This is a genomic window from Streptomyces sp. 2131.1 (assembly GCF_900105515.1).
Taxonomy (GTDB): Bacteria; Actinomycetota; Actinomycetes; order Streptomycetales; family Streptomycetaceae; genus Streptomyces; species Streptomyces drozdowiczii.
The window spans coordinates 2,303,030-2,324,454 of the sequence record NZ_FNSY01000001.1; the positions used below are offsets into that span (position 1 = coordinate 2,303,030).

The window sequence follows — 21,425 nt, forward strand, 5'->3', positions numbered from 1 at the left end:
AATCGGCACACGCGGCCGGTTCCCCGAGGAGGTGGCTCTCTTCATGCTCGTCCGTGACGCCATGAGCACGGTGGTCCTGACCATCGGCCCCGACCACACCCTGCGCCAGGCCGCCCGGCTGATGTCGGCCCGCCGGATCGGAGCGGCCGTCGTCCACGACCCGGACACCTGCGGGCTCGGCATCCTCACCGAGCGCGACATCCTCGACGCCGTCGGATCGGGCCAGGACCCCGACACCGAGACGGCGTCCGCCCACACCACCACCGACGTGGTCTTCGCCGCGCCCTCCTGGACGCTCGAAGAGGCCGCGGCGGCCATGACGCACGGCGGCTTCCGGCATCTGATCGTGCTCGACGACGACGGGCCGGTCGGCGTCGTCTCCGTACGCGACATCATCCGCTGCTGGTCCCCGGCCCGCCGCCGCCCGGCCGAACTGGTCGGCTGACCGGCCCCGCACGCACGACCGGCCCGGCCCCCGGGTGCGGGGCCGGGCCGGTACGGCCGAGGGGACTCAGGCGCGCAGCGCCTGCACGGCCGCCTCCAGCCGCTTGCCGAAGTCCTCGTCGGCACGGCGGAAGTTACCGATCGCGCGCTCGGCGATGTCCTCGCGCGAGACCTTGGCGATGAACCCGGAGAGATTGTCGACCAGCCGGGTCTTCTCGTCCTCGGTCAGGAGCCGGTAGAGGTTCCCGGCCTGCACGAAGTCGTCGTCCTCGGCGTGGCGCGGGGTCTCGTGGCTGCCCGTGGCGCCCGCGACGGGCACGGCGCCCCACAGCGGCCGGCCCGTCTCGGCGGGGCCGCCGAAGCTGTTCGGCTCGTAGTTCTTCGCGCCCTTGTGGCGGCCGTCGTACAGGTAGCCGTCCCGGCTGTTGGTCCGCGCCTCGGTGGCGTGCGGGCGGTTCACCGGCAGGTGGTCGGCGTTGATGCCGACGCGGTAGCGGTGGGCGTCGCCGTACGCGAAGAGACGGCCCTGGAGCATCTTGTCCGGGGACGGGCCGATGCCGGGCACGAAGTGCGCCGGGCTGAAGATCGACTGCTCGACCTCGGCGAAGATGTTCTCCGGGTTGCGGTTGAGCTCCAGCTTGCCGATCTCGACCGGCGGGTAGTCCGCGTGCGGCCACACCTTGGTGAGGTCGAACGGGTTGAATCGGTACGTCGCCGCCTCGGCCGCCGGCATGATCTGCACCTGCACCGTCCAGGACGGGAAGTCACCGCGCTCGATGGACTCGCGCAGGTCGCGCTGGTGGCTGTCCGGGTCCACACCGGAGAGGCGGACGGCCTCCTCGGTGGTGAGGTTCTTGATGCCCTGGTCGGTCTTGAAGTGGTACTTGACCCAGAAGACCTCTCCGGCCTCGTTCTGCCACTGGTAGGTGTGCGAGCCGAAGCCGTCCATGTGGCGGTACGAGGCGGGGATGCCGCGGTCACCGAAGAGCCAGGTCACCTGGTGGGTGGACTCGGGCGACAGCCCCCAGAAGTCCCAGACGTTGTCCGCCTCCTGGGAGCCGGTGTACGGGTCGCGCTTCTGGGTGTGGATGAAGTCGGGGAACTTGATGGCGTCCCGGATGAAGAAGACCGGGGTGTTGTTGCCGACGAGGTCGTAGTTGCCGTCCTCGGTGTAGAACTTCAGCGCGAAGCCGCGCGGGTCCCGTGCGGCGTCGGCCGAACCGAGGTTGCCCGCGACGGTGGAGAAGCGGAGGAACGTCTCGGTCTGCTTGCCGACCTCGGAGAGGAACTTCGCCCGCGTCCACTGCGACACGTCACGGGTCAGCGTGAACGTCCCGTACGCGCCGGCGCCGCGGGCGTGCACCACGCGCTCCGGAATGCGCTCGCGGTTGAAGTGCGCGAGCTTCTCCATCAGCAGCTGGTCCTGCACCAGGACAGGGCCGCCGACGCCGGCGGTCTCGCTGTTCTGGTTGTCGGCAACCGGTGCGCCGGCCTCCGTGGTGAGCGGTCCCTGCGTCACGTGCGCCTCCTGCGTCGTATTCGCACGTCATGCCTTCATGCCGTGCGCGGCGCCCGCCTTTCCTGTCCTCGGCCGGTCGCCGTAAGCGATCCTACATTGGACAAAGTCCAAGTCAAATGAGCATCCAAAGTCGCACCTATTCAAGACCTGGCTCGTGCGCTGCTAGAATGGCGCCCATGAGTGACCTGCTGGAACGACTTCGAGGACGCGGCTGGCGCATGACCGCGCAGCGGCGCGTCGTGGCCGAGGTCCTCGACGGGGACCATGTGCACCTGACCGCCGACGAGGTTCACGCCCGGGCGGTGGCCAAGCTGCCCGAGATCTCCCGCGCCACGGTCTACAACACGCTGGGCGAGATGGTGAGCCTCGGCGAGGTCATCGAGGTCTCCACCGACCGCCGCGCCAAGCGCTACGACCCCAACGCGCACCGCGCCCACCACCACCTGGTGTGCGCCCGGTGCGGCGCCATCCGCGACGTGCACCCGTCGGGCGACCCGCTGGCGGACCTGCCGGCCGGCGAGCGCTTCGGCTTCACGATCTCCGGCGTGGAACTGACCTACCGGGGCATCTGCCCGGACTGCGCCGCGGCGGCCTGACCGCCGAGCAGCGAACCGCCCCCTCGGGGGCGGTTTTCGCGTGCGCACACGACACACAAGACCGAGGGCCGGATCTTCGAAAAGATCCGGCCCTCGGCGTTCAGTAGCGGGGACAGGATTTGAACCTGCGACCTCTGGGTTATGAGCCCAGCGAGCTACCGAGCTGCTCCACCCCGCGTCGTTGTGTGCACAACCCTACGGGACGGCTCGGACCAGCGCAAATTCGTTTGGGCGGCCCGCGCCGTAGAGCCGAGGCCGAGCGCCATGAGCATCCCGGGAACCTGGCAGTGGCGGCCCCCCGGCCGACATCCCGGAGGCCCTGCCGCGGCGGCCCGGCCGAAGGCTCGGGTCCCGGAGCCGGCGCCGGACGCACGGAGCATCCCGGAACCTTGCAGTGGCGGCCCCCGGCCGCCCACCGCGTCCTACGCCGTCAGCTCCTGGTGCAGCGCCTCGCGCAGCCGCGCCGCGCGCTCCGCGACCTCCGCCGGGCCCAGCTCGACCGCCCGCGCGCACCAGCGCTGCCCCTCGGTCAGCTCACCGCGGCGCGCGGCGAGCAGGGCGAGCCGCAGCGCCGCTCGCCCGTGCCCGTCGGCGGCGGCGCGGGTCCACCACAGGGCGGCCTCGCGCTCGCTGCCCTCGCGGGCGAGGAGCAGGCCGAGGTTGAACGCCCCGTTGCGGCTGCCGGACTCGGCCGCCTCCCGGTACCAGCGGCCGGCGCTCTCCACGTCCCCGCGCGAGGCGGCGAGCATGCCGACGCGGACCTGGGCGCGGCGATGCCCCTGCTCGGCGGCCCGCTCGTACCACTCCTCGCACTCGCTCTTCTCCGGCAGCGGCTCGCCCAGGGCGGGCGGTCCGGGCGGCGGCTGCCGGGCGTCGAGCAGCCCGGCCAGCCGGAAGGCCGCCTCCGCGCTGCCGCCGCCCGCCGCACAGCGCAAATGCCGCTCGGCTTCCCGCTCCTCGCCGTGGTGCAGGAGCGCCATGCCGACCTGGAGCGCCGCCTCGGTGTGCCCGGCAGCCGCGGCCCGCTCGTACCAGAGCAGAGCGGTGCGATCATCGTCGCGGCCCGCGTAGAGGATGCCGAGGTTGAAAGCGGCGTCGACGCTGCCCGCCTCGGCCGCCTTGGAGAACCAGGGCTCGGCGCCGGCCGGGTCGCCGGCCTGGAGCAGGAGCACCGCGAGCGCGTTGGCGGCCTCGCGGTGACCCGCGTAAGCGGCGCGGCGGTACCACTGCTCGGCCTGGGCGGTCCGGTCCTGGGCGGCGCAGAGCAGCCCGAGGTTGTACGCCCCGTTGACGTCGCCCGCGTCCATCGCCGCCCGGTACCAGCGCTCGGCGGTCTGCTGCTCGCCCCGGGCCGCGTGCAGCGCGCCGAGGGCGTTCGCGGCGTTGCCGTCGCCGTCCTGGGCGGCGCGCAGCCACCAGACGGCGGCGCTCTCCCGGTCGCCCGCGTCGCGCAGCAGGAAGCCGAGCGCGCAGGCGGCCCGGGCCTCACCGGCCTTGGCGGAGATGAGGTACCAGCGCCCGGCCTCCTTGAGCTCGCCGCGCTGTTCGAGGATGGCACCCAGGTGCAGGGCGGCACGCCGGTGTCCGCGCGCGGCGGCCTGCCGGTACCACTGCTCGGCCTCGCCGGTGCGGGAGGGCTCCGGGCCGGCGACCGGGCCGTCGCACTCGGCGGTGCGACGGGGCGCGGCCGGCTCCGCACCGGTGCGGGGGCCCAGGCCGGGGCGCCCGAACACCTCGTACGCGGCATCGGCGGCGTTGCGCTCCAGCAGGCGCGCCAGCCGGTAGGCCGCCTCGCGGTGGCCCTGCTCGGCGGCGGCGCGCAGCCAGCGCTCGGCGCCGACGTCGCTGCGGTGCTCCAGGAGGTCGGCGAGGGCGTACGCGCCGAGCGCGTGGCCCTGCTCCGCGGACTGGCGCAGCCAGTACTCCGCGGCGGGCTCGTCCCCGCGCTCGCGGAAGTGGCGGCCCAGGGCGTGCGCCGCGGCGGCGGAGCCGGCCACGGCGGCGGTGCGCCACCAGCCGGCCGCCTCGTCGGGGTAGCCGCGCTGGTGAAGCAGGACACCCAGGTTGTTGGCGGCGGCCCGGTCGCCGTCGGCGGTGGCCCCCCGCAGATAGGGCTCGGCGCCGGCGAGGTCACCCCGGCGCAGGAGCAGCGCGCCGAGCACGCTCATCGACGCGGTGTCCCCGGCGTCGGCGGCACTGCGGTGACGCGCCTCGCTCTCGGCGCCGTCCGCGCTCGCCTCGGTCTCCGCCCCCTCGGCGTTCTCCACACCGGCGGCGGTCTCGAAAGTCTCTGCGGTCTCGACGCTCGCGGCACTCTCCGCGTTCTCAGAGGTCTGGGTGCTCTCGGAAGGCTGGGTGCTCTCGTAGCCCTGGGTGCTCTCGATGGTGACGTTGTACTGCGCGGCGGCAGCGCCGAACACCACATCCGCCATCTTTTCCGCCGGATGGACGTGACCCCGCGCAAACCGCCCTGTCTTCAACAGAGTTGCCCTGTCCCCCATAAATACCATCGTCGCACCGCCTGTAACCCGCGTACACCTGGTATATCGCGGTCAGTGAGGTCACTTCAGCGTTTTGTCGACATGCCCACAGAGAGACAAGTCAAACACGTCCCCGGCCAACTCGTGCCCCTCGAACCGCACTTCACGCCCACCACATGAAAAAGTCACAGCGGCACGACGAAGGCCCGGATCCCCTGGAGGATCCGGGCCTTCGTCTTTCAGTAGCGGGGACAGGATTTGAACCTGCGACCTCTGGGTTATGAGCCCAGCGAGCTACCGAGCTGCTCCACCCCGCGTCGTTGTGTTCAAACCGTACCACGACGCGAGGGTGGAGCTTTACCGGGTTACTCAGCCCCCGCCCTCATCGCCCGCCTTGTCCGAAGCGGTGGATTTGTCGCCCTTATCGGCCTTGTCGGCGCCGTCGGTCTTCTTGTCGCCACCGTCGGACTTGCCGTCGTCGGACTTGCCGTCGTCGGCGGCCTTGGACTGGGCCGCCGCCGCGCGCTGCAGGGCGTCCTGGAGATCGGTCTGGGCCTTGCCGTAGGCCGCCCAGTCCTGCTTCTTCAGGGCCGCCTCGCCCTCCGTGTACGCCTTCTGCGCGTCGGCGATGGCCTTCTTGAGCGCGGCGTCACCGGTGGCCGGCGGCTGGCTCGTGTCCGGCGGCTCGGTGGTGTCGCCCGGTGGCTCGCTCGTATCGGAACCCTCGGCGCCGAAGACGGCGTTGAGCGCCTCACCGAGACTGTTCTCGAAGACGATCTTCGAACCGTAGGAGGCGGCCACCTTGCGCAGCAGCGGGTAGTTCTGCGTGCCACCGCGCGTGTAGACCGGCTCTATGTAGAGGAAGCCCCCTTCGAGAGGCACGGTCAGCAGGTTGCCGTACTCGATGTCGGAGTCGGTGCCCTTGAGGTTTCTCACGAACTCGGCGACGTCGTCGTTGCCGTTGAGCTCACTCTGTACCTGGCCGGGGCCCTTCACCGCACCGGTGACTCTCAGCAGCCTTATCGTGCCGTAGTCCTTGCTGGCCGCGTCGGCGTCCACCGCCATGAACGCCCCGAGGTCGGGCCGTCCCTTCGGGGTGAACGTCGTGGTCAGCGAGAACTTCTGAGCCGTCTGACCCGGCATCTTTATGCTCAGGTAGTACGGCGGGACGGAGCCGGACTCCTTGTTGGTCGGGTCGTCCGGGACCTGCCAGGCGTCACTGCCGCTGTAGAACTGCGCGGGGCTCGTGACGTGATAGCGGGTCAGCAGCTCGCGCTGCACCTTGAACAGGTCCTGCGGGTAGCGCAGGTGGTCCATCAGGTCCTGCGGGATGTCCGCCCTGGACTTCACGGTCCCGGGGAACGCCTTGCGCCAGGTCTTGAGGACCGGGTCCTTGGTGTCCCACTCGTACAGCGTGACGGTGCCGTCGTACGCGTCGACGGTGGCCTTCACCGAGTTGCGGATGTAGTTGACCTGGTTCTGCTGGGCGACGACCGCGCGCTGGTTGGTGGTCAGCGAGTCGGCCGTGGTGTCGCCGAGCGTGGTGCGCGAGGCGTACGGGTAGCCGTTGGTCGTCGTGTAGGCGTCGACGACCCACTGGATCCGCTTGTTCACCACGGCCGGGTAGGCGTCGCCGTCGATGGTGAGCCAGGGGGCCACCGCCTCGACGCGCTCCTTGGGCGTGCGGTTGTAGAGGATCCGCGAACCGTCGCCGATGGCTCCCGAGTACAGGATCTGCGGCTCGCTGAACGCGACCGCGTACGCGGCGCGGTTGAACGCGTTGGAGAGGCTGACCCCGCTCTTGCCCTTGTAGCTGGTGGTCTTCTCGCCGTCCTCCTCGTAGTCGAGCTCCTTCTGGGGCCCGCCGACGATGGAGTACTGCTCGGTCTTCTCGCCGTAGTAGATCTCCTGCTGGTACGTGCCCAGGTCGCCGGTGGTCGGCAGCCCGGACTCGGTGAAGTCGGGAGACCCCTTCGGGTTCTGACCGGTCGTGGTCCCCCGGGCGGCGATGGCGCCGTAGCCGTGGGTGTACGTGAAGTGGTCGTTGATCCAGTTGCGCTTGGGGATGCCCTGGATGTTGAGCTCGCGCAGACCGATGACCGTGTCCTGCTCCTTGCCGGACGCGTCCTTGTACCGGTCGACGTCCAGCGTCTTGGGGAACTGGTAGTAGTTCCTCTTCTGCTGGAGCTGCTGGAAGGCCGGCGAGACGACGTTGGGGTCCATCACGCGGTAGCTCGCCGCGTCGTTCGCCGCCGCCCGGAGCTTGGTGTCGTCGTCCTCGGTGGACTTGCCCGTGTAGTCCGAGACCTGCGCGTCGTCGATGTCGTACGCGTCGCGCGTGGCCTCGATGTTCTTCCGGATGAACGGCGCTTCCTTGGCCTGCTCGTTCGGCTGGACCTGGAACTTCTGCACGATCGCCGGGTAGAGGCCGCCGATCAGGATGGCCGAGAGGACCATGAGACCGAAGCCGATGACCGGCAGCTGCCAGGTGCGCCGCCAGAGCGTCGCGAAGAACAGCACGGCGCAGATCGCGGCGATGCAGAACAGGATCGTCTTCGCCGGCAGGTAGGCGTTGGCGTCGACGTACCGCAGGCCCGTCCAGTTGTCCGTGGCCTTGAAGTCACTGGACTTCACGGCCAGGCCGTAGCGGTCCAGCCAGTACGCCACGGCCTTCAGCGCGACGAAGACGCCGAGCAGCACCGAGAGGTGGCCGGTGGCCGCGCCCGTCGCCCGCGCGCCGGGACTGGTGACGCGAAGCCCGCCGTACAGGTAGTGGGTCAGGGCGGCGGCGATCAGCGAGAGCACCGTCGCCGCGAAGCCGAAGCCCAGCAGGAAGCGGTACCAGGGCAGGTCGAAGGCGTAGAAGGACACGTCCAGGTGGAACTGGGGGTCCTTCTGGCCGAACGACACGCCGTTCACGTACATCAGCCAGGTGCGCCACTGGCCCGAAGCCGAGGCCCCGGCGATCAGACCGACGAGCGCGGTGACCGCGAGCAGCACCCATTTCTTGTACGGGGCGAGGCTCATCCGGTAGCGGTCCAGGCTCTGCTGCTCCAGCGACATCGCGCTCAGCGGCGGCCGGAGCCGGTGCGCGAGCCAGATGTTCAGACCGACGGCCACGGCCATCAGCAGTCCGAAGACGAGGAACAGTCCGATCTTGGTCCACAGGGTGGTGGTGAAGACGGACGAATAAGCGACCGACCTGTACCAGAGCCAGTCCGTCCAGAACCCGGCGAACATGACGAACGCCATGGCGAGAATCGCCAGGACGCCCAGTGTCATGAGCAGGGTTCGGGCGCGCCGGGACGGGCGGCCGACTCTGATCCGTGGCCCGGTCGGGCCTCCGCCGCGGTCCGGCATCTGGAAAGCCAACGTGCGCACCTCGAAGTTCGCGGGTCGTGTGGAGCGGGCCCAGCGATCGTAGAGCCCATCCCTTCAACTTACTGATGCTTTACCTAGTTCCCGTTCCCGGGGCGGAAGGAGGCAGGATGTTGTCCATGCCCAACGTTTCCCCCTCAGGCCCCCCGATGGCCGCGAGCCCGCTCACCGTGGCGGTGCTCGAAATCGACGAGTACATCTCCAACCTCGGCTGGGACCAGCCGGCCCGGCTCTTCGCCCTGGTCGACACCGCGCGGCTGCGGGTCCAGGAGCCCGGCCTCGCCGCCCAGCTCGGCCTCGAGGACGACGGCGCCAAGGCCGCCGCGCTGACCCCCATCGAGCAGGAGGAGCTGCCCGCCGGTACGGCGCTGGACGAGTTCCTCGCCACGATCGCCTGGCCCGACGCGGTCGTCGGGTGCGCGATGACGGTGGAGCGGCTGATGCTGCCGCCGTCCGCCGAGGCGTCCGTGCCGGACGGGCTCGACGACAAGCGGCTGACCGAGTGGGTCGCCCAGCACCCCGACCGGCAGGAGGTGCGGATGACGGTGGCCGTCCTGCGGGACGGGGCGCGCGAGTCGGCCGTACGCCTGCGGGAGAAGGACTCGGCGAGCGAGGTGCTGACCGGGGCCGGTCTGGTGCCGGGGCTGGCCGAGGCGCTGGCCGCCACCTTCGAGTCCTGACCGTCCGCTCCGGCCCGTGGGGGTGCGGTCAGCCTGCCGAGCAGCTCGGCAGTCCGGCCGTGTCCCCCGCGCGGAGCTCGTCCAGCGACTTCTTGGCGTCGTCGATGGTCTTGACGCGGATCAGGGTGAGCCCGTCGGGGGTGTCGGACGCGGCGGCCGCGCAGTTCTCGTCGGGGGTGAGGAAGTAGCGGGCGCCGGCGTCGCGCGCGCCGACCAGCTTCATGGTGATCCCGCCGATCGGGCCGACCTTGCCGGCGTCATCGATGGTGCCGGTACCGGCGATGAACTTGCCGCCCGTCAGCTGTCCCGGGGTCAGCTTGTCGACGATGCCCAGGGAGAACATCAGCCCCGCGCTCGGGCCGCCCACGTCGGCGAGCTTGATGTCGATGTCGAACGGGAAGGTGTGGTCCGTCCCCGCCTGGATGCCGACGATCGCGCGGTCCTCGTCGGGGGCCTTCACGGTGGAGAGAGTGATCTTCTCGGTGCCCTCGGGCTCCTTGCCGGCCTTCTCCGCCGCCGCGGCGGTCCTGGCCGGGACGACCGTGAAGGTGACCTTCTGGCCGGGCTTGTGCTTGGTGACCAGCTTCGCGACGTCCTCGGGCTTCTCGACCGCGGTGCCGTCGACGTTCTTGATGATGTCGCCCGCGTGCAGCTTGCCCTGGGAAGGGCTGTCCTTGACGACGGTGGAGACCACGACGCGCGAGGTGACGGGGATGTTCAGCTCCTTGAGGGCCGCGACCTTGGCGCTCTCCTGCGACTGGCTGAACTCCTCGGCGTTCTCCTGCGTCGACTCCTCCTCCGTCTTGCCGTCCGGGTAGAGGGTGTCGTGCGGTACGACGACGCTGTCGTGGCCGAGCCATCCGGCGACGGCCTCGACGAGGTTCATGTTGTAGTCCGCGCCGGTGACCCGGACCGTCGTCATGTTGAGGTTGCCCGACGTCTTGTACGTCTTGTGGCCGGTGATCCGCAGGACGGGGTCGCCCTCGACGTCGCCGAGCGTGTTCACGGTCGGGCCGGGAGACATCTCCGAGTACGGCACTTTGATCAGCACGCCTGCGCAGAGCAGCGCGATGAGGATCAGCGTGGAGGCGAGCATCGTCGCGGTGCGGCGTGGCATGGAACGACAGTACGGGAAGGGTCTGTCAGTGCACCGCCGGGGCCGGTCCGTACGGGGCCCGGGACGGGGGAGCGGAGGGCGGCGGAAACGGCCTCAGACGTTCGATATCTGCTCGACCGGCTCGGAACCGGAGTGGGACTTCTCCATGGCTTCGCGGAACCGCGCGTACCCGGCGAGTTCGGTGACGTCCCCGGCCGTGCGGTTTCGGGCGGCCCAGCCTCCCCATATCGCAGCGCCGAACGCGGCGAAAACCGGAATCAACAACCAGGCGAGCGCTGCCATGCCGTCCTCCCTACCCCTGAGCGGTCGTGTCCGACCGATCAGCAGATTAACCATCTGGAAAAACAACGCTCGTGGCAGGGGTGCGGTTACGCAAATCGGGGCGGACGGCCGCCGTTCCGGTTTGCGCTCAGCAGGCTCCGACCCATTCGTCGGTGCCGTCCGAGAAACGCTGGTGCTTCCAGATCGGAACCTCGTGCTTGAGGTCGTCGATGAGCTTGCGGCTGGCCGCGAAGGCCTCCGCGCGGTGGGGGCAGGAGACCGCCACGACCACTGCGATGTCGCCCACCCGCAGTTCACCCACCCGGTGGACGGCGGCCAGTGCCCGGACCGGGAAGTCGGCGACGACCTTCTCCGCGACCCGGCGCAGCTCGTCGGCGGCCGAGGGGTGGCACGAATAGCCGAGGCCGTCGACGTCCTGCCCGCCGTCGTGGTCGCGCACGGTGCCGACGAAGAGCGTGGTGCCGCCCGCGGCGTCGTCGCCGACCGCCCGGAAGACCTCGTCCACCGACAGCGGCGTGTCACGGATGTCCAGCAGCCTGATCGGGTCCTGCGCCGTCTGCTCGCCGGGGTGGTCGTACGTGAGTGCCATGACCCCCATCGTGCCGTACCGCGCCGACAGGACGGAATTGCCGATTCACCCGGCGGGCCGCGCCCCGCCTTGGAGCCTCCTACAGCCCCGGCCACCCGATGGGACGCTCAGATGCGGCGGCGGGCCTTGCGGGCGCGGCGCACCAGGGCCGCGGTGCCGAGGAGGGCGACGGTCGCACCGGCGGCACCGGCCGCGGTGGCGTCCTTGCGGCCGAGGCGGCGGCCGGCGACGGTGTGGCGCCCCTCCACCTCCTCCAGGAGCGCGGCGAGCACCTCCTCGTTGGTCCAGCCCGGGCGCCAGCCCGCGTCGTGCAGCCGGCTCACGCTGACCACCCAGGGGTGCATGGTGTACGCGAGGTCGCCCGCGGGCGAGGGGGTCAGGCCGATCCGGTGAAGCCGGGCCGCGGCGCCGAGCGCGACGGCGGAGGGCAGCTCCATACGGCGCACCCCGCTCAGCTCCTCGACCTCCTCCTGTTCCAGCCAGCCGTCGCAGCCGACCGCGAACTCCCCGTCGATCTTCTCCAGGGCGGCGTACTCCAGCGCCGTGACCAGGTCCTCGACGTGGCAGAACTGCCAGGCGGGCCGGGAACCGGCGACCACCAGCAGCCGGGGCGACTCGAAGTAGCGGGTCAGCGCGGTGTCCGTGCCGCCGACGAGCACGGCGGGGCGCACGACGGTGACCTGCAGCCCGGGGTGGGCGCGCGGTGCGCGGCGGCCCAGCCGTTCGATCTCCAGCAGGTCGCCGACACCGGTGGCCTCGGCGGTGGCCCGCAGCTCGGCGTCCTCGGCGAGCGGGAGGTCGTTGTCGGGCAGCGCCCCGTAGACCATCGCGGAGGTGCACAGGACGACGCGGTGGACACCGGCGGCCGCTGCGGCGGTCAGCACGGTCTGGGTGCCGCGCACGTTGTAGGCGGTGCGCGCGGCGGGGTCGGTCTCCAGGTCGAGGTCGAGCGCCAGGTGGACCACGACGTCGGCGCCGCGCAGCTTCTCGGCGATGGCGGGATCGCGGACGTCGAGCAGGTGCCAGGTCGCGTCGGAGACCTCGCCCCGGCGCTCGTCGATGGCGATGACCTGCTTGATCTCGTCGGAGGCCGCGAGGCGTGCGGTGAGCAGCTCACCGACGCCCGTCGCGGCTCCGGTGACGGCCACGACGGGGCCGCGGCTTCTGGGGCGGCCGGGGACGGACTTCTTCTCGGGTGACGGGTCGGCCAGGTTTCGCGCTGCGCGAACCTGCGGATCCGGGGAACTCACCGGGCGCCTCCAGCGGTTGTCTTCAGTACGTACCCGCGTGACACGTACGTACCAGGTGGCGTCCATCCTGCCGCAGGCCCGGAGCAGGCGGAGCACTGAGGCCCTGAGCGGACTTGGTGTCTACGCTGGATGGAGATGTCGGGCAGTCGCCGTCGGTTCCCACCGGCGGCCCTACGAGCCGAGGAAACCCGTGAGTGACACCCCATTCGGATTCGGCCTTCCGCCGGAGGAGCCGGACGACGGCGACCAGGGCAAGAAGAACGACCCCACCGGAGGTGGGCAGGGTTCGGGCGGTCCGGCGAACCCGTTCGGCTTCGGCCCCGGCGCGGGCGGTGACAACCCCTTCGCCGCCATGTTCGGCTCGATGAACCCGAACGACCTGGGCGCAGCGTTCCAGCAGCTCGGCCAGATGCTGAGCTACGAGGGCGGACCCGTCAACTGGGACATGGCCAAGCAGATCGCCCGCCAGACGGTGTCGCAGGGCACACCGGACGGCTCGAAGGACGCGAGCGTGGGCCCGGCCGAGCGCGGCGCGGTCGACGAGGCGCTGCGGCTCGCCGACCTCTGGCTGGACGGGGTGACGTCGATGCCCTCCGGCGCCATCTCCAGCGTGGCCTGGAGCCGTGCGGAGTGGGTGGAGGCGACGCTCCCGGCCTGGCAGCAGCTGGTGGACCCGGTCGCCGAGCGCGTGGGCCTCGCCATGGGCGATGTCCTGCCCGAGGAGATGCAGGCGATGGCGGGCCCGCTGATCGGCATGATGCGGTCGATGGGCGGCGCGATGTTCGGCCAGCAGATCGGGCAGGCCGTCGGCGTGCTGGCGGGCGAAGTGGTCGGCTCGACCGACATCGGGCTGCCGCTGGGCCCTGCGGGCCGCGCCGCGCTCCTCCCGCTGAACGTGGAGCGGTTCGGCAAGGACCTGAGCGTCCCGCAGGACGAGGTGCGCCTCTATCTGGCCCTGCGCGAGGCCGCCCACCAGCGGCTCTTCGCCCATGTGCCGTGGCTCCGCTCGCACCTCTTCGGTGCCGTCGAGGGCTACGCGCGCGGCATCAAGGTCGACACCAGCAAGCTGGAGGACGTGGTCGGCCAGTTCGACCCCTCGCAGCCCGAGCAGCTGCAGGAGGCCCTTCAGCAGGGCATGTTCCAGCCGGAGGAGACCCCGGAGCAGAAGGCGGCCCTGGCCCGCCTGGAGACGGCTCTCGCGCTGGTCGAGGGCTGGGTCGACGCGGTGGTGCACGCGGCGGCGAAGTCCCGGCTGACCTCGGCCGACGCGCTGCGCGAGACGATGCGCAGGCGCCGCGCCTCCGGTGGCCCCGCCGAGCAGACCTTCGCCACGCTGATCGGCCTCCAGCTGCGTCCGCGCCGGCTGCGGGACGCGTCGCGGCTGTGGGCCTCGCTCACGGACGCCCGCGGTCTTGAGGGGCGCGACGCGCTCTGGGAGCACCCCGACATGCTCCCGACCGCTCACGACCTGGACGACCCGGACGGCTTCGTCCACCACGAGCAGCTGGACTTCTCCGAGCTGGACAAGATGCTCGGCGAGGCGGCGAACGGCCCGCAGAAGCCCTCCCCCGGGGCCGACGCGGCGGACGACGGCACCGAGGACGAGGGCGACCGGAAGACCGACGGCAAGGACGACACCGACAAGTGAGCCTGCACGACGACGCCGTCCTCGAACTGAAGGGGTACGGGGCCGGAGCCGGCCCCGGCCAGAACGAGCTGCGTGACACGTATCTGGAGCACCTGGCGCGCCACCCGGACGGTATGTGGAAGTCCTGCGAGGCCGGGCACCTCACGGCGAGCGCCCTGGTTGTGGACCCGGAGCGCGGCCGGGTGCTGCTCACCCTGCACCGGAAGCTGCGGATGTGGTTGCAGATGGGCGGCCACTGCGAGCCGGGTGACGCCTCGCTGGCGGCCGCCGCGCTGCGGGAGGCGACGGAGGAATCCGGTATCACCGGGCTGACCCTGCTGGCGGGCGGGCCGGTGATCCTGGACCGGCACCGGATCCCGGCGCCGTGCCACTGGCACCTGGACGTGCAGTACGCGGCCCTGGCCCCGGCTGGCGCGACGGAGAACATCAGCGAGGAGTCCCTCGAACTGCGCTGGTTCGCCTACGACGAGGTGGCCGAGGTCGCCGACGCCTCGGTGATCCGGCTGATGGAGCGTACGCGAGCGGCGCTCGACGGCCGCCGGTAACCGCCTGTGGGACCACAGCGGTAAGGGGCGGCCTCCATAGAGGCCGCCCCTTACCGTCGGTGTGTGGCTCAGTTCCAGGAGTTGTTCTGGTTCTGGCCGTGCGCCCCGTGCTGGCCCATGCCGTACTGGGCGGCGAGGCCCTGTCCGATCTGGGCGTTCTGCGGCGGCATCAGCTCGCTCGGCTGCACCAGGGCGAAGCCCTGCCCGAGGAAGCTGAGCTCCCAGCCCTCGCCGGTGTTGCCGCGCCGGCGGAAGACGCCCGACGAGTGCGTCTGGGCCTGCATCTGCACCCGCAGTGAGCTGGACCAGGCGACGATGGCGTCGGCGTCCGCGCTGACGTACTTGTCGGGCGTGACCTGCATCATCAGCGGCTGGCCCGAGGTCATCAGAGCGACCTTGCCGGTGCCGGAGATGTTGAGCTGGTACTTGCCGGTGCCCGAGATGCCGTACTGGCTGTCCACGGCGATGACCTCGGTGTGCAGCGAGGAGTCCAGCGCCAGGACGTAGGAGCTGTCCACGGTCAGGCCGTCGCGGTCGACGTCCACGACGTGGATGTACTGCGCCAGGTTGGCGAGGTAGACGGTGCCCTGCCCGGAGCAGCGCATCAGGTCCAGGCCCTCGCCCGTGTAGGCGCGGGCGCTGCGCTGGGCGTTCGACTGGTACTCGCCGTCGAACTCCATCAGCCCCTGGTAGGCGACCATGGCGCCCTTGCGGGCGAGGACATCGTCGTGGCCGGTCAGCGCGACCCGCAGGAGCTGCGGGTTCTGGATGGCGTAGCGCTCGTGGGACTGCTGTTCCGTGAGGCCGAAAAGCGAACTCTGCATGATGTGTTCTCCCTCCCCGTCAGTGCCGGACGCGCAGCCGGTCGGTGCTGTCCTCGCTCGGCTGCACGACGACGATCCCCTGGCCGGAGAAGGCCATCTGGAACGCCTCGCCGCTGCCCCGCCCGATGAGCGAGGACGCCTTGAAGCTGCGCTTGCCCTTCACCTTGAGGTTCGGGGACCAGGCGACCAGGGCGTCCGGGTCGACGTACGTCTCGTCCTCGCCGCGTCCGCAGTCGACGACGATCGGCGTGCCGCGCGAGGTGATCGCGACCCAGCCGGTGCCGGAGATGCAGACGTTCCACAGGCCCTGGCCGGCGAACTTGGCGAGGCCCTTGACCCGCTCGACGCCCCAGGTGAGGTGGCCGTCGAAGGCGAGGACGTTGGTGCCGTTGACCGAGAGGGAGTCGTTGTTGAGGTTGACGACGACGACGTCGGCGCCGTAGTCGGCGAGGTAGAGCAGCCCGTCGCCGGTGCACTTCATCAGCGGCGCGCCCTCGCCGGTGATCCACTGCGAGGCGATCTGACGGACGGCCGGCGGGTTGGGTTCGTACTGGATGAAGCCCTCGTACGCGACCATCGATCCGGTGCGCGCGTAGAGGTCCTGGCCGGTCGCCATGGCGACCTTCAGCATGGAATGGCCGTGGTTCTCCATCCGTGCCGTGACGGGGGTCGGGGCGTAGCCCGCGAGTTGCTGGTTCATGACGGGCTCCCTCAGACCTCGTAGGGCTGGACGACGATGAAGTTGCCGGGTGCGCCCCGGAACTGGAGGTTCACGGTCTCGCCGCTGTGTCCGGGGTAGGCGTTGCGGCGCAGCCGGACCTGGCTGGAGACGATCACCTGCGACGCGGACGACCAGGCCACGACTGCGTTGCAGTCGGCGAAGGTGGTCGGGGTGACCGGCAGGACCACGGGGGTTCCGTGGGTCTTGACGACGACGGTGCCGGTGCCCTGGAACTGCATCGTGAACAGGGCGCCGCCGGGGATGCCGTGGCCCTCGATCCGGCGGACCTCGTACTGGAGGCTCTCGTCGAAGGCGAGCACGTTCTCCGCGGAGACGCAGATGCCGTCGCCCTGGAGTTCGATCGCGTGCAGATGGGAGCCTTCCTCGGCGAGGAAGACCTGCCCGCGGCCCGTACAGCGCATCAGCTGCATTTCCTGGCCGGTGGCGTTGCCCACCATGCGGCCTGCGAAACCGGCGCCCTTGTAGCTGAAGTCGACCTTGCCCTGGTACATCACCATGCTGCCCTGCCGGGCCAGGACGCCCGTGCCGCCCATGGTGAGGTCGACGCGCATGAGCTGCTGGTTCTGCGGGGTCCAGCGCTGACCGGTCGCGGTCTCCTTGTACGGCTGGAGTGCGGCCTGCAGCCCTGCACCGGCGGCCTGGGGCACACCACCGGGCATGCCCTGTCCGCCCGGCGGCATGCCCGGGGGCTGCTGACCGTACGGGGACGGCGGCTGCTGTCCGTAGGGCGCGGGAGCCTGGCCGGGGACCTGCCCGAACTGCGGCTGGTGTGGCTGCTGCCCGAACTGCGGCTGCTGGGGCTGGGCGGGCTGCCCGTACGGGGCCGGCGGTGCGGGCGGCGGGGGCACAGTGCCGCCGGGCGGGGTCATCGGCGCGATGATCGTCGGCGCGGCGTGCATCTGCTGCTGCGGGGTCGGCGCCGGGGCGGGAGCCGACGGCGGGGTCCCGAAGGACGGCGCGGGCTGCGGCGCGGCCGGGGCACCGAACGAAGGGGCCGGGGCGGCCTGGGCGGGCGGAGCGAACGACGGGGCGGCTGCCTGCGGCGGCGCAGCGGCCGGCGTCTCCTCGGCGACCTCGCCGCCGAAGTTCTTCAGCAGCGCCTCCAGACCGCCGTCGAAGCCCTGGCCCACCGCGGCGAAGCGCCAGACGTCCTTGAGGTAGAAGTCACCCAGCATGACCGCGCGCTCGGTGCTGAACTCCGAGCCGTTGAACGCGTACCTGACGACTTCATCGCCGCCCGCCACGATCCGGATGTACCCGGGCCCGACCTGCGACATCTGACCGGCACCGTCGACCGTCGCGGTGAACGAGAGCTTGTGGATGTTCGCCGGAACGCGGTCCAGGGTGACACGGAACGACTCGGTGTCACCGCTCTGGGCACCGAGGAGCTGAATCGACTCCTCGGGGGATTTCGGCTGATTGAAAAAGATGAAATACCGGTCGTCGGAGAGCTGCTCATTGGCATCGAGCCCGAAGCAGCTGATGTCAAAGCTCAGCCCCGGGCCGGCGATCTGCACACCTACGTACAGGTCCGTCCCCGGCGTGAGATCGCTGATCTTGGCCTTGTGGCCGCGTTGGAATTCCCTGGCCATGCGTAACGACCGTCCCCCATCCGGAAGGTGAATGCGTCGCGTCAGGCTATCCGCAAACTCCGGCATCGGGCGAAGCCGGTACAGACCCGGTACAGAAACACCGGACTCCGCTCACCCGGCGCCACCACGCGTCACTCGCCGCGCGCGGCAGGCAGGTGCGGCAGCCGGTCGGCCGCCACCACCCCCTCCAGATATCCGCGGGCCCGCTCGGTACGGGGGTATGCGTCCAGCAGGCGCCAGAACCGCGGCCCGTGCCCGGGCACCAGGAGATGCGCCAGCTCATGGACGAGCACGTAGTCCACGACGTATTCCGGCATGCCCTGCAGCCTGTGCGACAGCCGGATGCTGCCCTCGGCCGGGGTGCAGGAGCCCCATCGGGTGTTCTGGTTGGTCACCCACCGCACGGAGGCGGGCCTGGCCCGGCCCTCGAAGTACTGGGCGGACAGGCGCTCCGCCCGCTCGGCCAGCTCGGTGTCGCCGAGGACGCGCTTGCTCTCCTGAGCGGCGAGCTTGTCGAGCATCACGCTCACCCAGCGCTGCTCCTCGGCCTCGGACATCCGGGCGGGGATCAGCACGATGGTGCGGTCGCCCTCGCGATAGGCGGAGACCGTTCTGCTGCGGCGGGCGCTCCTGCGGACCTCGACCGCGCTCGTCGCCGGGGCGCGGCGGGCAGGGTTCGCATCGCGCCGGCGGGCTCCGGCGCCGGGCACGGCAGGCTCCCCGGCGAGGCCGGGCGACTGGTCGGCGGGCACGCCACGACGTTACCCGCTGTGCGTACGGGAAGTCCCGCCCCTGGGACGGTTCTCCATGATCGGCCCCACGCCTTGCACCATTTGAACGACTAATACCCACGCCTGTGGATAACTTTCCGCGCGCCTCGCCGGACCGCTGCATTCTGGCAAAGGAACTCGCACAGGAGTCACAGCCACACAGACGGGGGGAAGCCGTGCATCCAATGTTGAAACCAGCGCTGCGCCGCGCATGGCGGGGTGGGGACACCGTGCAATTCGGAGTGACACCCGCGCATGCGGTGAAGGTCGGTCCGATGGATATCGCGACGGGTTGTTTCCTCGAACTGCTCGACGGCACCAGAGGTATGCCCCTGCTGCGCCAGGAGGCCAGGGCGCTGGACCTGAGCGAGCGTCATGTGGACGCGCTGGTGATGCGTCTGCTGGACGCGGGGCTGGTGGACGACGTACGGGCGGGCGGCCCGGAGGCCGACGCCCTGCGCGACCGGGCGGACACCCTGGAGCGCCACCGCCCCGACCTTGCGTCGCTCTCCGTGGTGCATCCCGAGCCCGGCGGAGGGCTGCGCAGACTCGCGGCCCGGCGCTCGATGCGGGTGCAGGTCCGGGGCGCCGGGCGGGTCGGCGCGGCCGTCGCGGCGGTGCTCTCCGGAGCCGGAGTGGGACGGGTCGAGGTGCTGGACGGCGGATGTACGGAGCCGGGTGATGTGGCGCCCGGCGGACTCCCCGCCTCCGCCGTCGGGGAGCGCAGGGACATGGCGGCGCGGCAGCTGGTCCGCCGCGCCGCCCCCGGGCCGGGACCGCGCGCGCCGGGGGCGGCGGGCGGTGGTCAGGCAGGGCGGGAGCCGGGTCTGTCGCTGGTCGTGGTCGCCCCGCGCGACGGCTTCTCCGGGTACGTCCCCGATCCGGGCACCGCCGAGCCGTGGATCTCCTCGGGCACCCCTCATCTGTATGCGGGCGTGATGGAGGCCACCGGCTTCGTCGGGCCCCTGGTCCTGCCCGGCGGGACGGCGTGCGCCGGCTGCGTGCACCTGAACCGGCGGGACCGGGACCAGCAGTGGCCGCGCATGCTGGCGCAGTGGCAGTCCGGCCGGCGCGGTGCCGTGCAGGCGTGCGACCTGGGCCTGGCCACGGCGGTGGCAGGTCTCGCGGCCTCGCACGCGCTGGCCTTCCTGGACGGCGAGCTGCCTTCCAGCGCCGGTGCCCGGTGGGAGGCGGCGCTGCCGCTGTTGGACTGGAGGTCGGAGCGGATCGGCGCCCACCTCGACTGTTCCTGTGGGGCCGCCGGTCACACTGAGGGGGTCCGCGCCTCCGGGGCCGGCGCGGCGCACGACACAATGGCCGGGTAACCGCCGCACGCAGCGCGGCAGTCTGGGAATTGGAGGGGCATATGTCTGATCTTCCCCGGAAGGCGGTCACCCGTACCGCCAAGCTGGCCGCGCTGCCTTTGGGGTTCGCCGGCCGCGCCACCTGGGGCCTGGGCAAGCGCATCGGCGGGAAGTCGGCGGAGCTGGTGGCACGTGAGGTGCAACAACGCACGGCTGATCAGCTCTTCAAGGTCCTCGGGGAGCTGAAGGGCGGGGCGATGAAGCTCGGCCAGGCCCTGTCCGTCTTCGAGTCCGCGCTGCCCGAGGAGGTCGCGGGCCCCTACCGTGCGGCGCTCACCAAGCTCCAGGAGGCCGCCCCGCCCATGCCGAGCGGCACGGTGCACGCGGTGCTGGCGGAGCGGCTCGGCGAGGACTGGCGGGAGTTGTTCCTGACGTTCGACGACACGCCGTCGGCCGCCGCGTCGATCGGCCAGGTGCACCGGGCGGTGTGGCACGACGGCCGGGACGTGGCCGTGAAGGTGCAGTACCCGGGCGCGGGCGAGGCCCTGCTCTCGGACCTGACCCAGCTCAGCCGGTTCGCCCGGCTGCTGGGTCCGCTGATCCCGGGCATGGACATCAAGCCGCTCATCACGGAGCTGCGCGACCGGGTGTCGGAGGAGCTGGACTACGAGCAGGAAGCGCGGTCCCAGCAGGAGCACGCCGAGGAGTTCGCGGACGATCCCGATGTCGTGGTCCCCGGGGTGGTCCACCAGTCGGCGCAAGTGCTGGTCACCGAGTGGATCGACGGTGTCCCGCTGGCCGACGTGATCGCCGGCGGCACGGCCGAGCAGCGCGACCGGGCCGGCCAGCTCCTCGCCCGGTTCCTCTTCTCGGGCCCGGCGCGCACGGGGCTGCTGCACGCCGACCCGCACCCGGGCAACTTCCGGCTGCTGCCCCCGGAGGCGGAGGCGTCCGGCGAGGAGGGCGACGAGGGTGTGGAGGCGGCCCGGTGGCGTCTCGGCGTCCTCGACTTCGGGACGGTGGACCGGCTGCCGGGCGGGCTGCCGCAGCCCATCGGGGACGCGTTGCGGCTGACGCTCGGGGGTGACGCCGACGGGGTCTACGAGATGCTGCGGGCGGAGGGGTTCGTCAAGGACTCGATCGACCTGGAGCCGGACGCGGTGCTGGACTACCTGCTGCCCATCATCGAGCCGGCCGCGGTGGAGGAGTTCACGTTCAGCCGGAGCTGGCTGCGCCGGCAGGCCGCCCGGATAGCCGACCCGCGCTCCCCCGCCCACCAGTTGGGCAAGCAGTTGAACCTGCCGCCCTCCTATCTGCTGATACACCGGGTGACCCTCAGCACGATCGGAGTGCTGTGCCAGCTGGGCGCCACGGTCCGGCTCCGCGACGAGCTCGAATCATGGCTCCCGGGGTTCCTGCCGCCGGAGGACATGGAGACGGAGGGCCGGGACCCGGTGGAGGGCGTGGACCCGGTGGAAGACGTGGACCCGGACCACGCGGACCCGGACCACGTACCACCGGCGCCGAGGTCCGCCGAGACGGTGGACGCCGGCTAGCCCGGCCCCGGACCGGCCCCCGGGGGCGGCCCCGGACCCAAAAGGCCCCCGGGGCCGGTCCGTCGGACGGATCGGCCCCGGGGGCGGGGTACTGCTGTGTGGGTGACAC

At 71.2% G+C, this 21,425-nt stretch carries 18 protein-coding genes and 2 tRNA genes; 7 read left to right on the plus strand and 13 right to left on the minus strand.

What is annotated here, in order from left to right; genetic code table 11:
* Positions 1 to 43: 43 nt before the first annotated feature.
* Positions 44 to 445 carry a CBS domain-containing protein gene (locus BLW14_RS10135; RefSeq protein ID WP_093710690.1) on the plus strand — a complete coding sequence of 134 codons (402 nt, stop codon included), beginning with the start codon at positions 44 to 46 and terminating at the stop codon, positions 443 to 445.
* A gap of 66 nt (positions 446 to 511) precedes the next feature.
* On the opposite strand, the gene BLW14_RS10140 is transcribed toward BLW14_RS10135, so the two are convergent.
* Entirely contained in the window at positions 512 to 1,963 is a 1,452-nt protein-coding gene (locus BLW14_RS10140) for a catalase (protein ID WP_093706409.1), read from the minus strand.
* Between the two features lie 176 nt (positions 1,964 to 2,139).
* Here BLW14_RS10140 and BLW14_RS10145 point away from each other — a divergent pair, with 176 nt between their 5' ends.
* A complete protein-coding gene (locus tag BLW14_RS10145; RefSeq protein WP_026242534.1) occupies positions 2,140 to 2,559 on the plus strand; it encodes a Fur family transcriptional regulator in 420 nt (139 codons plus the stop codon).
* A 104-nt stretch (positions 2,560 to 2,663) separates the two neighbouring features.
* Here BLW14_RS10145 and BLW14_RS10150 read toward each other — a convergent pair.
* The 4 genes from BLW14_RS10150 to BLW14_RS10165 form a co-directional block, all read right to left on the minus strand.
* Positions 2,664 to 2,737 (minus strand) — tRNA-Met (locus BLW14_RS10150).
* Positions 2,738 to 2,981: 244 nt separating this feature from the next.
* Positions 2,982 to 4,991, minus strand: coding sequence for a tetratricopeptide repeat protein (locus tag BLW14_RS10155; protein ID WP_093706411.1), 2,010 nt, complete (start codon positions 4,989 to 4,991; stop codon positions 2,982 to 2,984).
* Positions 4,992 to 5,282: 291 nt separating this feature from the next.
* Positions 5,283 to 5,356: transfer RNA gene (locus tag BLW14_RS10160), tRNA-Met, on the minus strand.
* Between the two features lie 52 nt (positions 5,357 to 5,408).
* Entirely contained in the window at positions 5,409 to 8,399 is a 2,991-nt protein-coding gene (locus BLW14_RS10165) for a UPF0182 family membrane protein (protein ID WP_177154208.1), read from the minus strand.
* Between the two features lie 128 nt (positions 8,400 to 8,527).
* Between BLW14_RS10165 and BLW14_RS10170 the strand changes: the two genes are divergently transcribed.
* Positions 8,528 to 9,097, plus strand: coding sequence for a PPA1309 family protein (locus BLW14_RS10170; protein WP_256332731.1), 570 nt, complete (start codon positions 8,528 to 8,530; stop codon positions 9,095 to 9,097).
* A 28-nt stretch (positions 9,098 to 9,125) separates the two neighbouring features.
* Here the strand turns inward: BLW14_RS10170 and BLW14_RS10175 are convergent, their stop codons facing one another.
* From BLW14_RS10175 to BLW14_RS10190, 4 genes are all read right to left on the minus strand, one after another.
* Complete coding sequence (locus BLW14_RS10175; protein ID WP_093706417.1) at positions 9,126 to 10,214, minus strand: YlbL family protein; 1,089 nt, start codon at positions 10,212 to 10,214, stop codon at positions 9,126 to 9,128.
* 93 nt (positions 10,215 to 10,307) lie between these two features.
* Complete coding sequence (locus BLW14_RS10180) at positions 10,308 to 10,496, minus strand: hypothetical protein (RefSeq protein ID WP_093706419.1); 189 nt, start codon at positions 10,494 to 10,496, stop codon at positions 10,308 to 10,310.
* 127 nt (positions 10,497 to 10,623) lie between these two features.
* Positions 10,624 to 11,085, minus strand: coding sequence for a molybdenum cofactor biosynthesis protein MoaE (locus BLW14_RS10185; protein ID WP_026242536.1), 462 nt, complete (start codon positions 11,083 to 11,085; stop codon positions 10,624 to 10,626).
* A 107-nt stretch (positions 11,086 to 11,192) separates the two neighbouring features.
* Entirely contained in the window at positions 11,193 to 12,335 is a 1,143-nt protein-coding gene (locus BLW14_RS10190) for an SDR family oxidoreductase (protein ID WP_026242537.1), read from the minus strand.
* A 190-nt stretch (positions 12,336 to 12,525) separates the two neighbouring features.
* Between BLW14_RS10190 and BLW14_RS10195 the strand changes: the two genes are divergently transcribed.
* Positions 12,526 to 13,983: a zinc-dependent metalloprotease gene (locus tag BLW14_RS10195; RefSeq protein ID WP_093706421.1), complete on the plus strand. Its 1,458-nt coding sequence runs from the start codon at positions 12,526 to 12,528 to the stop codon at positions 13,981 to 13,983.
* The gene (locus tag BLW14_RS10200) at positions 13,980 to 14,528 is read left to right on the plus strand and encodes an NUDIX hydrolase (RefSeq protein ID WP_093706423.1); all 549 of its coding nucleotides are present in this window, start codon (positions 13,980 to 13,982) and stop codon (positions 14,526 to 14,528) included. The genes BLW14_RS10195 and BLW14_RS10200 overlap by 4 nt, the downstream gene beginning before the upstream one ends.
* A 68-nt stretch (positions 14,529 to 14,596) precedes the next feature.
* Here BLW14_RS10200 and BLW14_RS10205 read toward each other — a convergent pair whose 3' ends face one another.
* From BLW14_RS10205 to BLW14_RS10220, 4 genes are all read right to left on the minus strand, one after another.
* Positions 14,597 to 15,352, minus strand: coding sequence for an AIM24 family protein (locus BLW14_RS10205; protein WP_093706425.1), 756 nt, complete (start codon positions 15,350 to 15,352; stop codon positions 14,597 to 14,599).
* 19 nt (positions 15,353 to 15,371) lie between these two features.
* Positions 15,372 to 16,052 (minus strand): AIM24 family protein, encoded by a 681-nt coding sequence (locus BLW14_RS10210; protein WP_093706427.1) that lies wholly within the window; start codon positions 16,050 to 16,052, stop codon positions 15,372 to 15,374.
* A gap of 11 nt (positions 16,053 to 16,063) precedes the next feature.
* Positions 16,064 to 17,686: a TerD family protein gene (locus BLW14_RS10215; protein ID WP_093706429.1), complete on the minus strand. Its 1,623-nt coding sequence runs from the start codon at positions 17,684 to 17,686 to the stop codon at positions 16,064 to 16,066.
* A gap of 131 nt (positions 17,687 to 17,817) precedes the next feature.
* Positions 17,818 to 18,396 carry a M48 metallopeptidase family protein gene (locus BLW14_RS10220; RefSeq protein WP_371128118.1) on the minus strand — a complete coding sequence of 193 codons (579 nt, stop codon included), beginning with the start codon at positions 18,394 to 18,396 and terminating at the stop codon, positions 17,818 to 17,820.
* Positions 18,397 to 18,632: 236 nt separating this feature from the next.
* Between BLW14_RS10220 and BLW14_RS10225 the strand changes: the two genes are divergently transcribed.
* Complete coding sequence (locus tag BLW14_RS10225) at positions 18,633 to 19,781, plus strand: ThiF family adenylyltransferase (protein ID WP_143052001.1); 1,149 nt, start codon at positions 18,633 to 18,635, stop codon at positions 19,779 to 19,781.
* A gap of 41 nt (positions 19,782 to 19,822) precedes the next feature.
* A complete protein-coding gene (locus BLW14_RS10230; protein WP_093706435.1) occupies positions 19,823 to 21,316 on the plus strand; it encodes an ABC1 kinase family protein in 1,494 nt (497 codons plus the stop codon).
* Positions 21,317 to 21,425 lie beyond the last annotated feature (109 nt).

Bases quoted from the DNA above. Each gene is read 5' to 3' on its own strand.
- BLW14_RS10135 (WP_093710690.1), top strand. From the start codon at position 44: ATGCTCGTCCGTGACGCCATGAGCACGGTGGTCCTGACCATCGGCCCC.
- BLW14_RS10145 (WP_026242534.1), top strand. From the start codon at position 2,140: ATGAGTGACCTGCTGGAACGACTTCGAGGACGCGGCTGGCGCATGACC.
- BLW14_RS10155 (WP_093706411.1), bottom strand. From the start codon at position 4,991: ATGGCGGATGTGGTGTTCGGCGCTGCCGCCGCGCAGTACAACGTCACC.
- BLW14_RS10165 (WP_177154208.1), bottom strand. From the start codon at position 8,399: ATGCCGGACCGCGGCGGAGGCCCGACCGGGCCACGGATCAGAGTCGGC.
- BLW14_RS10170 (WP_256332731.1), top strand. From the start codon at position 8,528: ATGTTGTCCATGCCCAACGTTTCCCCCTCAGGCCCCCCGATGGCCGCG.
- BLW14_RS10175 (WP_093706417.1), bottom strand. From the start codon at position 10,214: ATGCCACGCCGCACCGCGACGATGCTCGCCTCCACGCTGATCCTCATC.
- BLW14_RS10180 (WP_093706419.1), bottom strand. From the start codon at position 10,496: ATGGCAGCGCTCGCCTGGTTGTTGATTCCGGTTTTCGCCGCGTTCGGC.
- BLW14_RS10185 (WP_026242536.1), bottom strand. From the start codon at position 11,085: ATGGCACTCACGTACGACCACCCCGGCGAGCAGACGGCGCAGGACCCG.
- BLW14_RS10205 (WP_093706425.1), bottom strand. From the start codon at position 15,352: ATGCAGAGTTCGCTTTTCGGCCTCACGGAACAGCAGTCCCACGAGCGC.
- BLW14_RS10210 (WP_093706427.1), bottom strand. From the start codon at position 16,052: ATGAACCAGCAACTCGCGGGCTACGCCCCGACCCCCGTCACGGCACGG.
- BLW14_RS10215 (WP_093706429.1), bottom strand. From the start codon at position 17,686: ATGGCCAGGGAATTCCAACGCGGCCACAAGGCCAAGATCAGCGATCTC.
- BLW14_RS10230 (WP_093706435.1), top strand. From the start codon at position 19,823: ATGTCTGATCTTCCCCGGAAGGCGGTCACCCGTACCGCCAAGCTGGCC.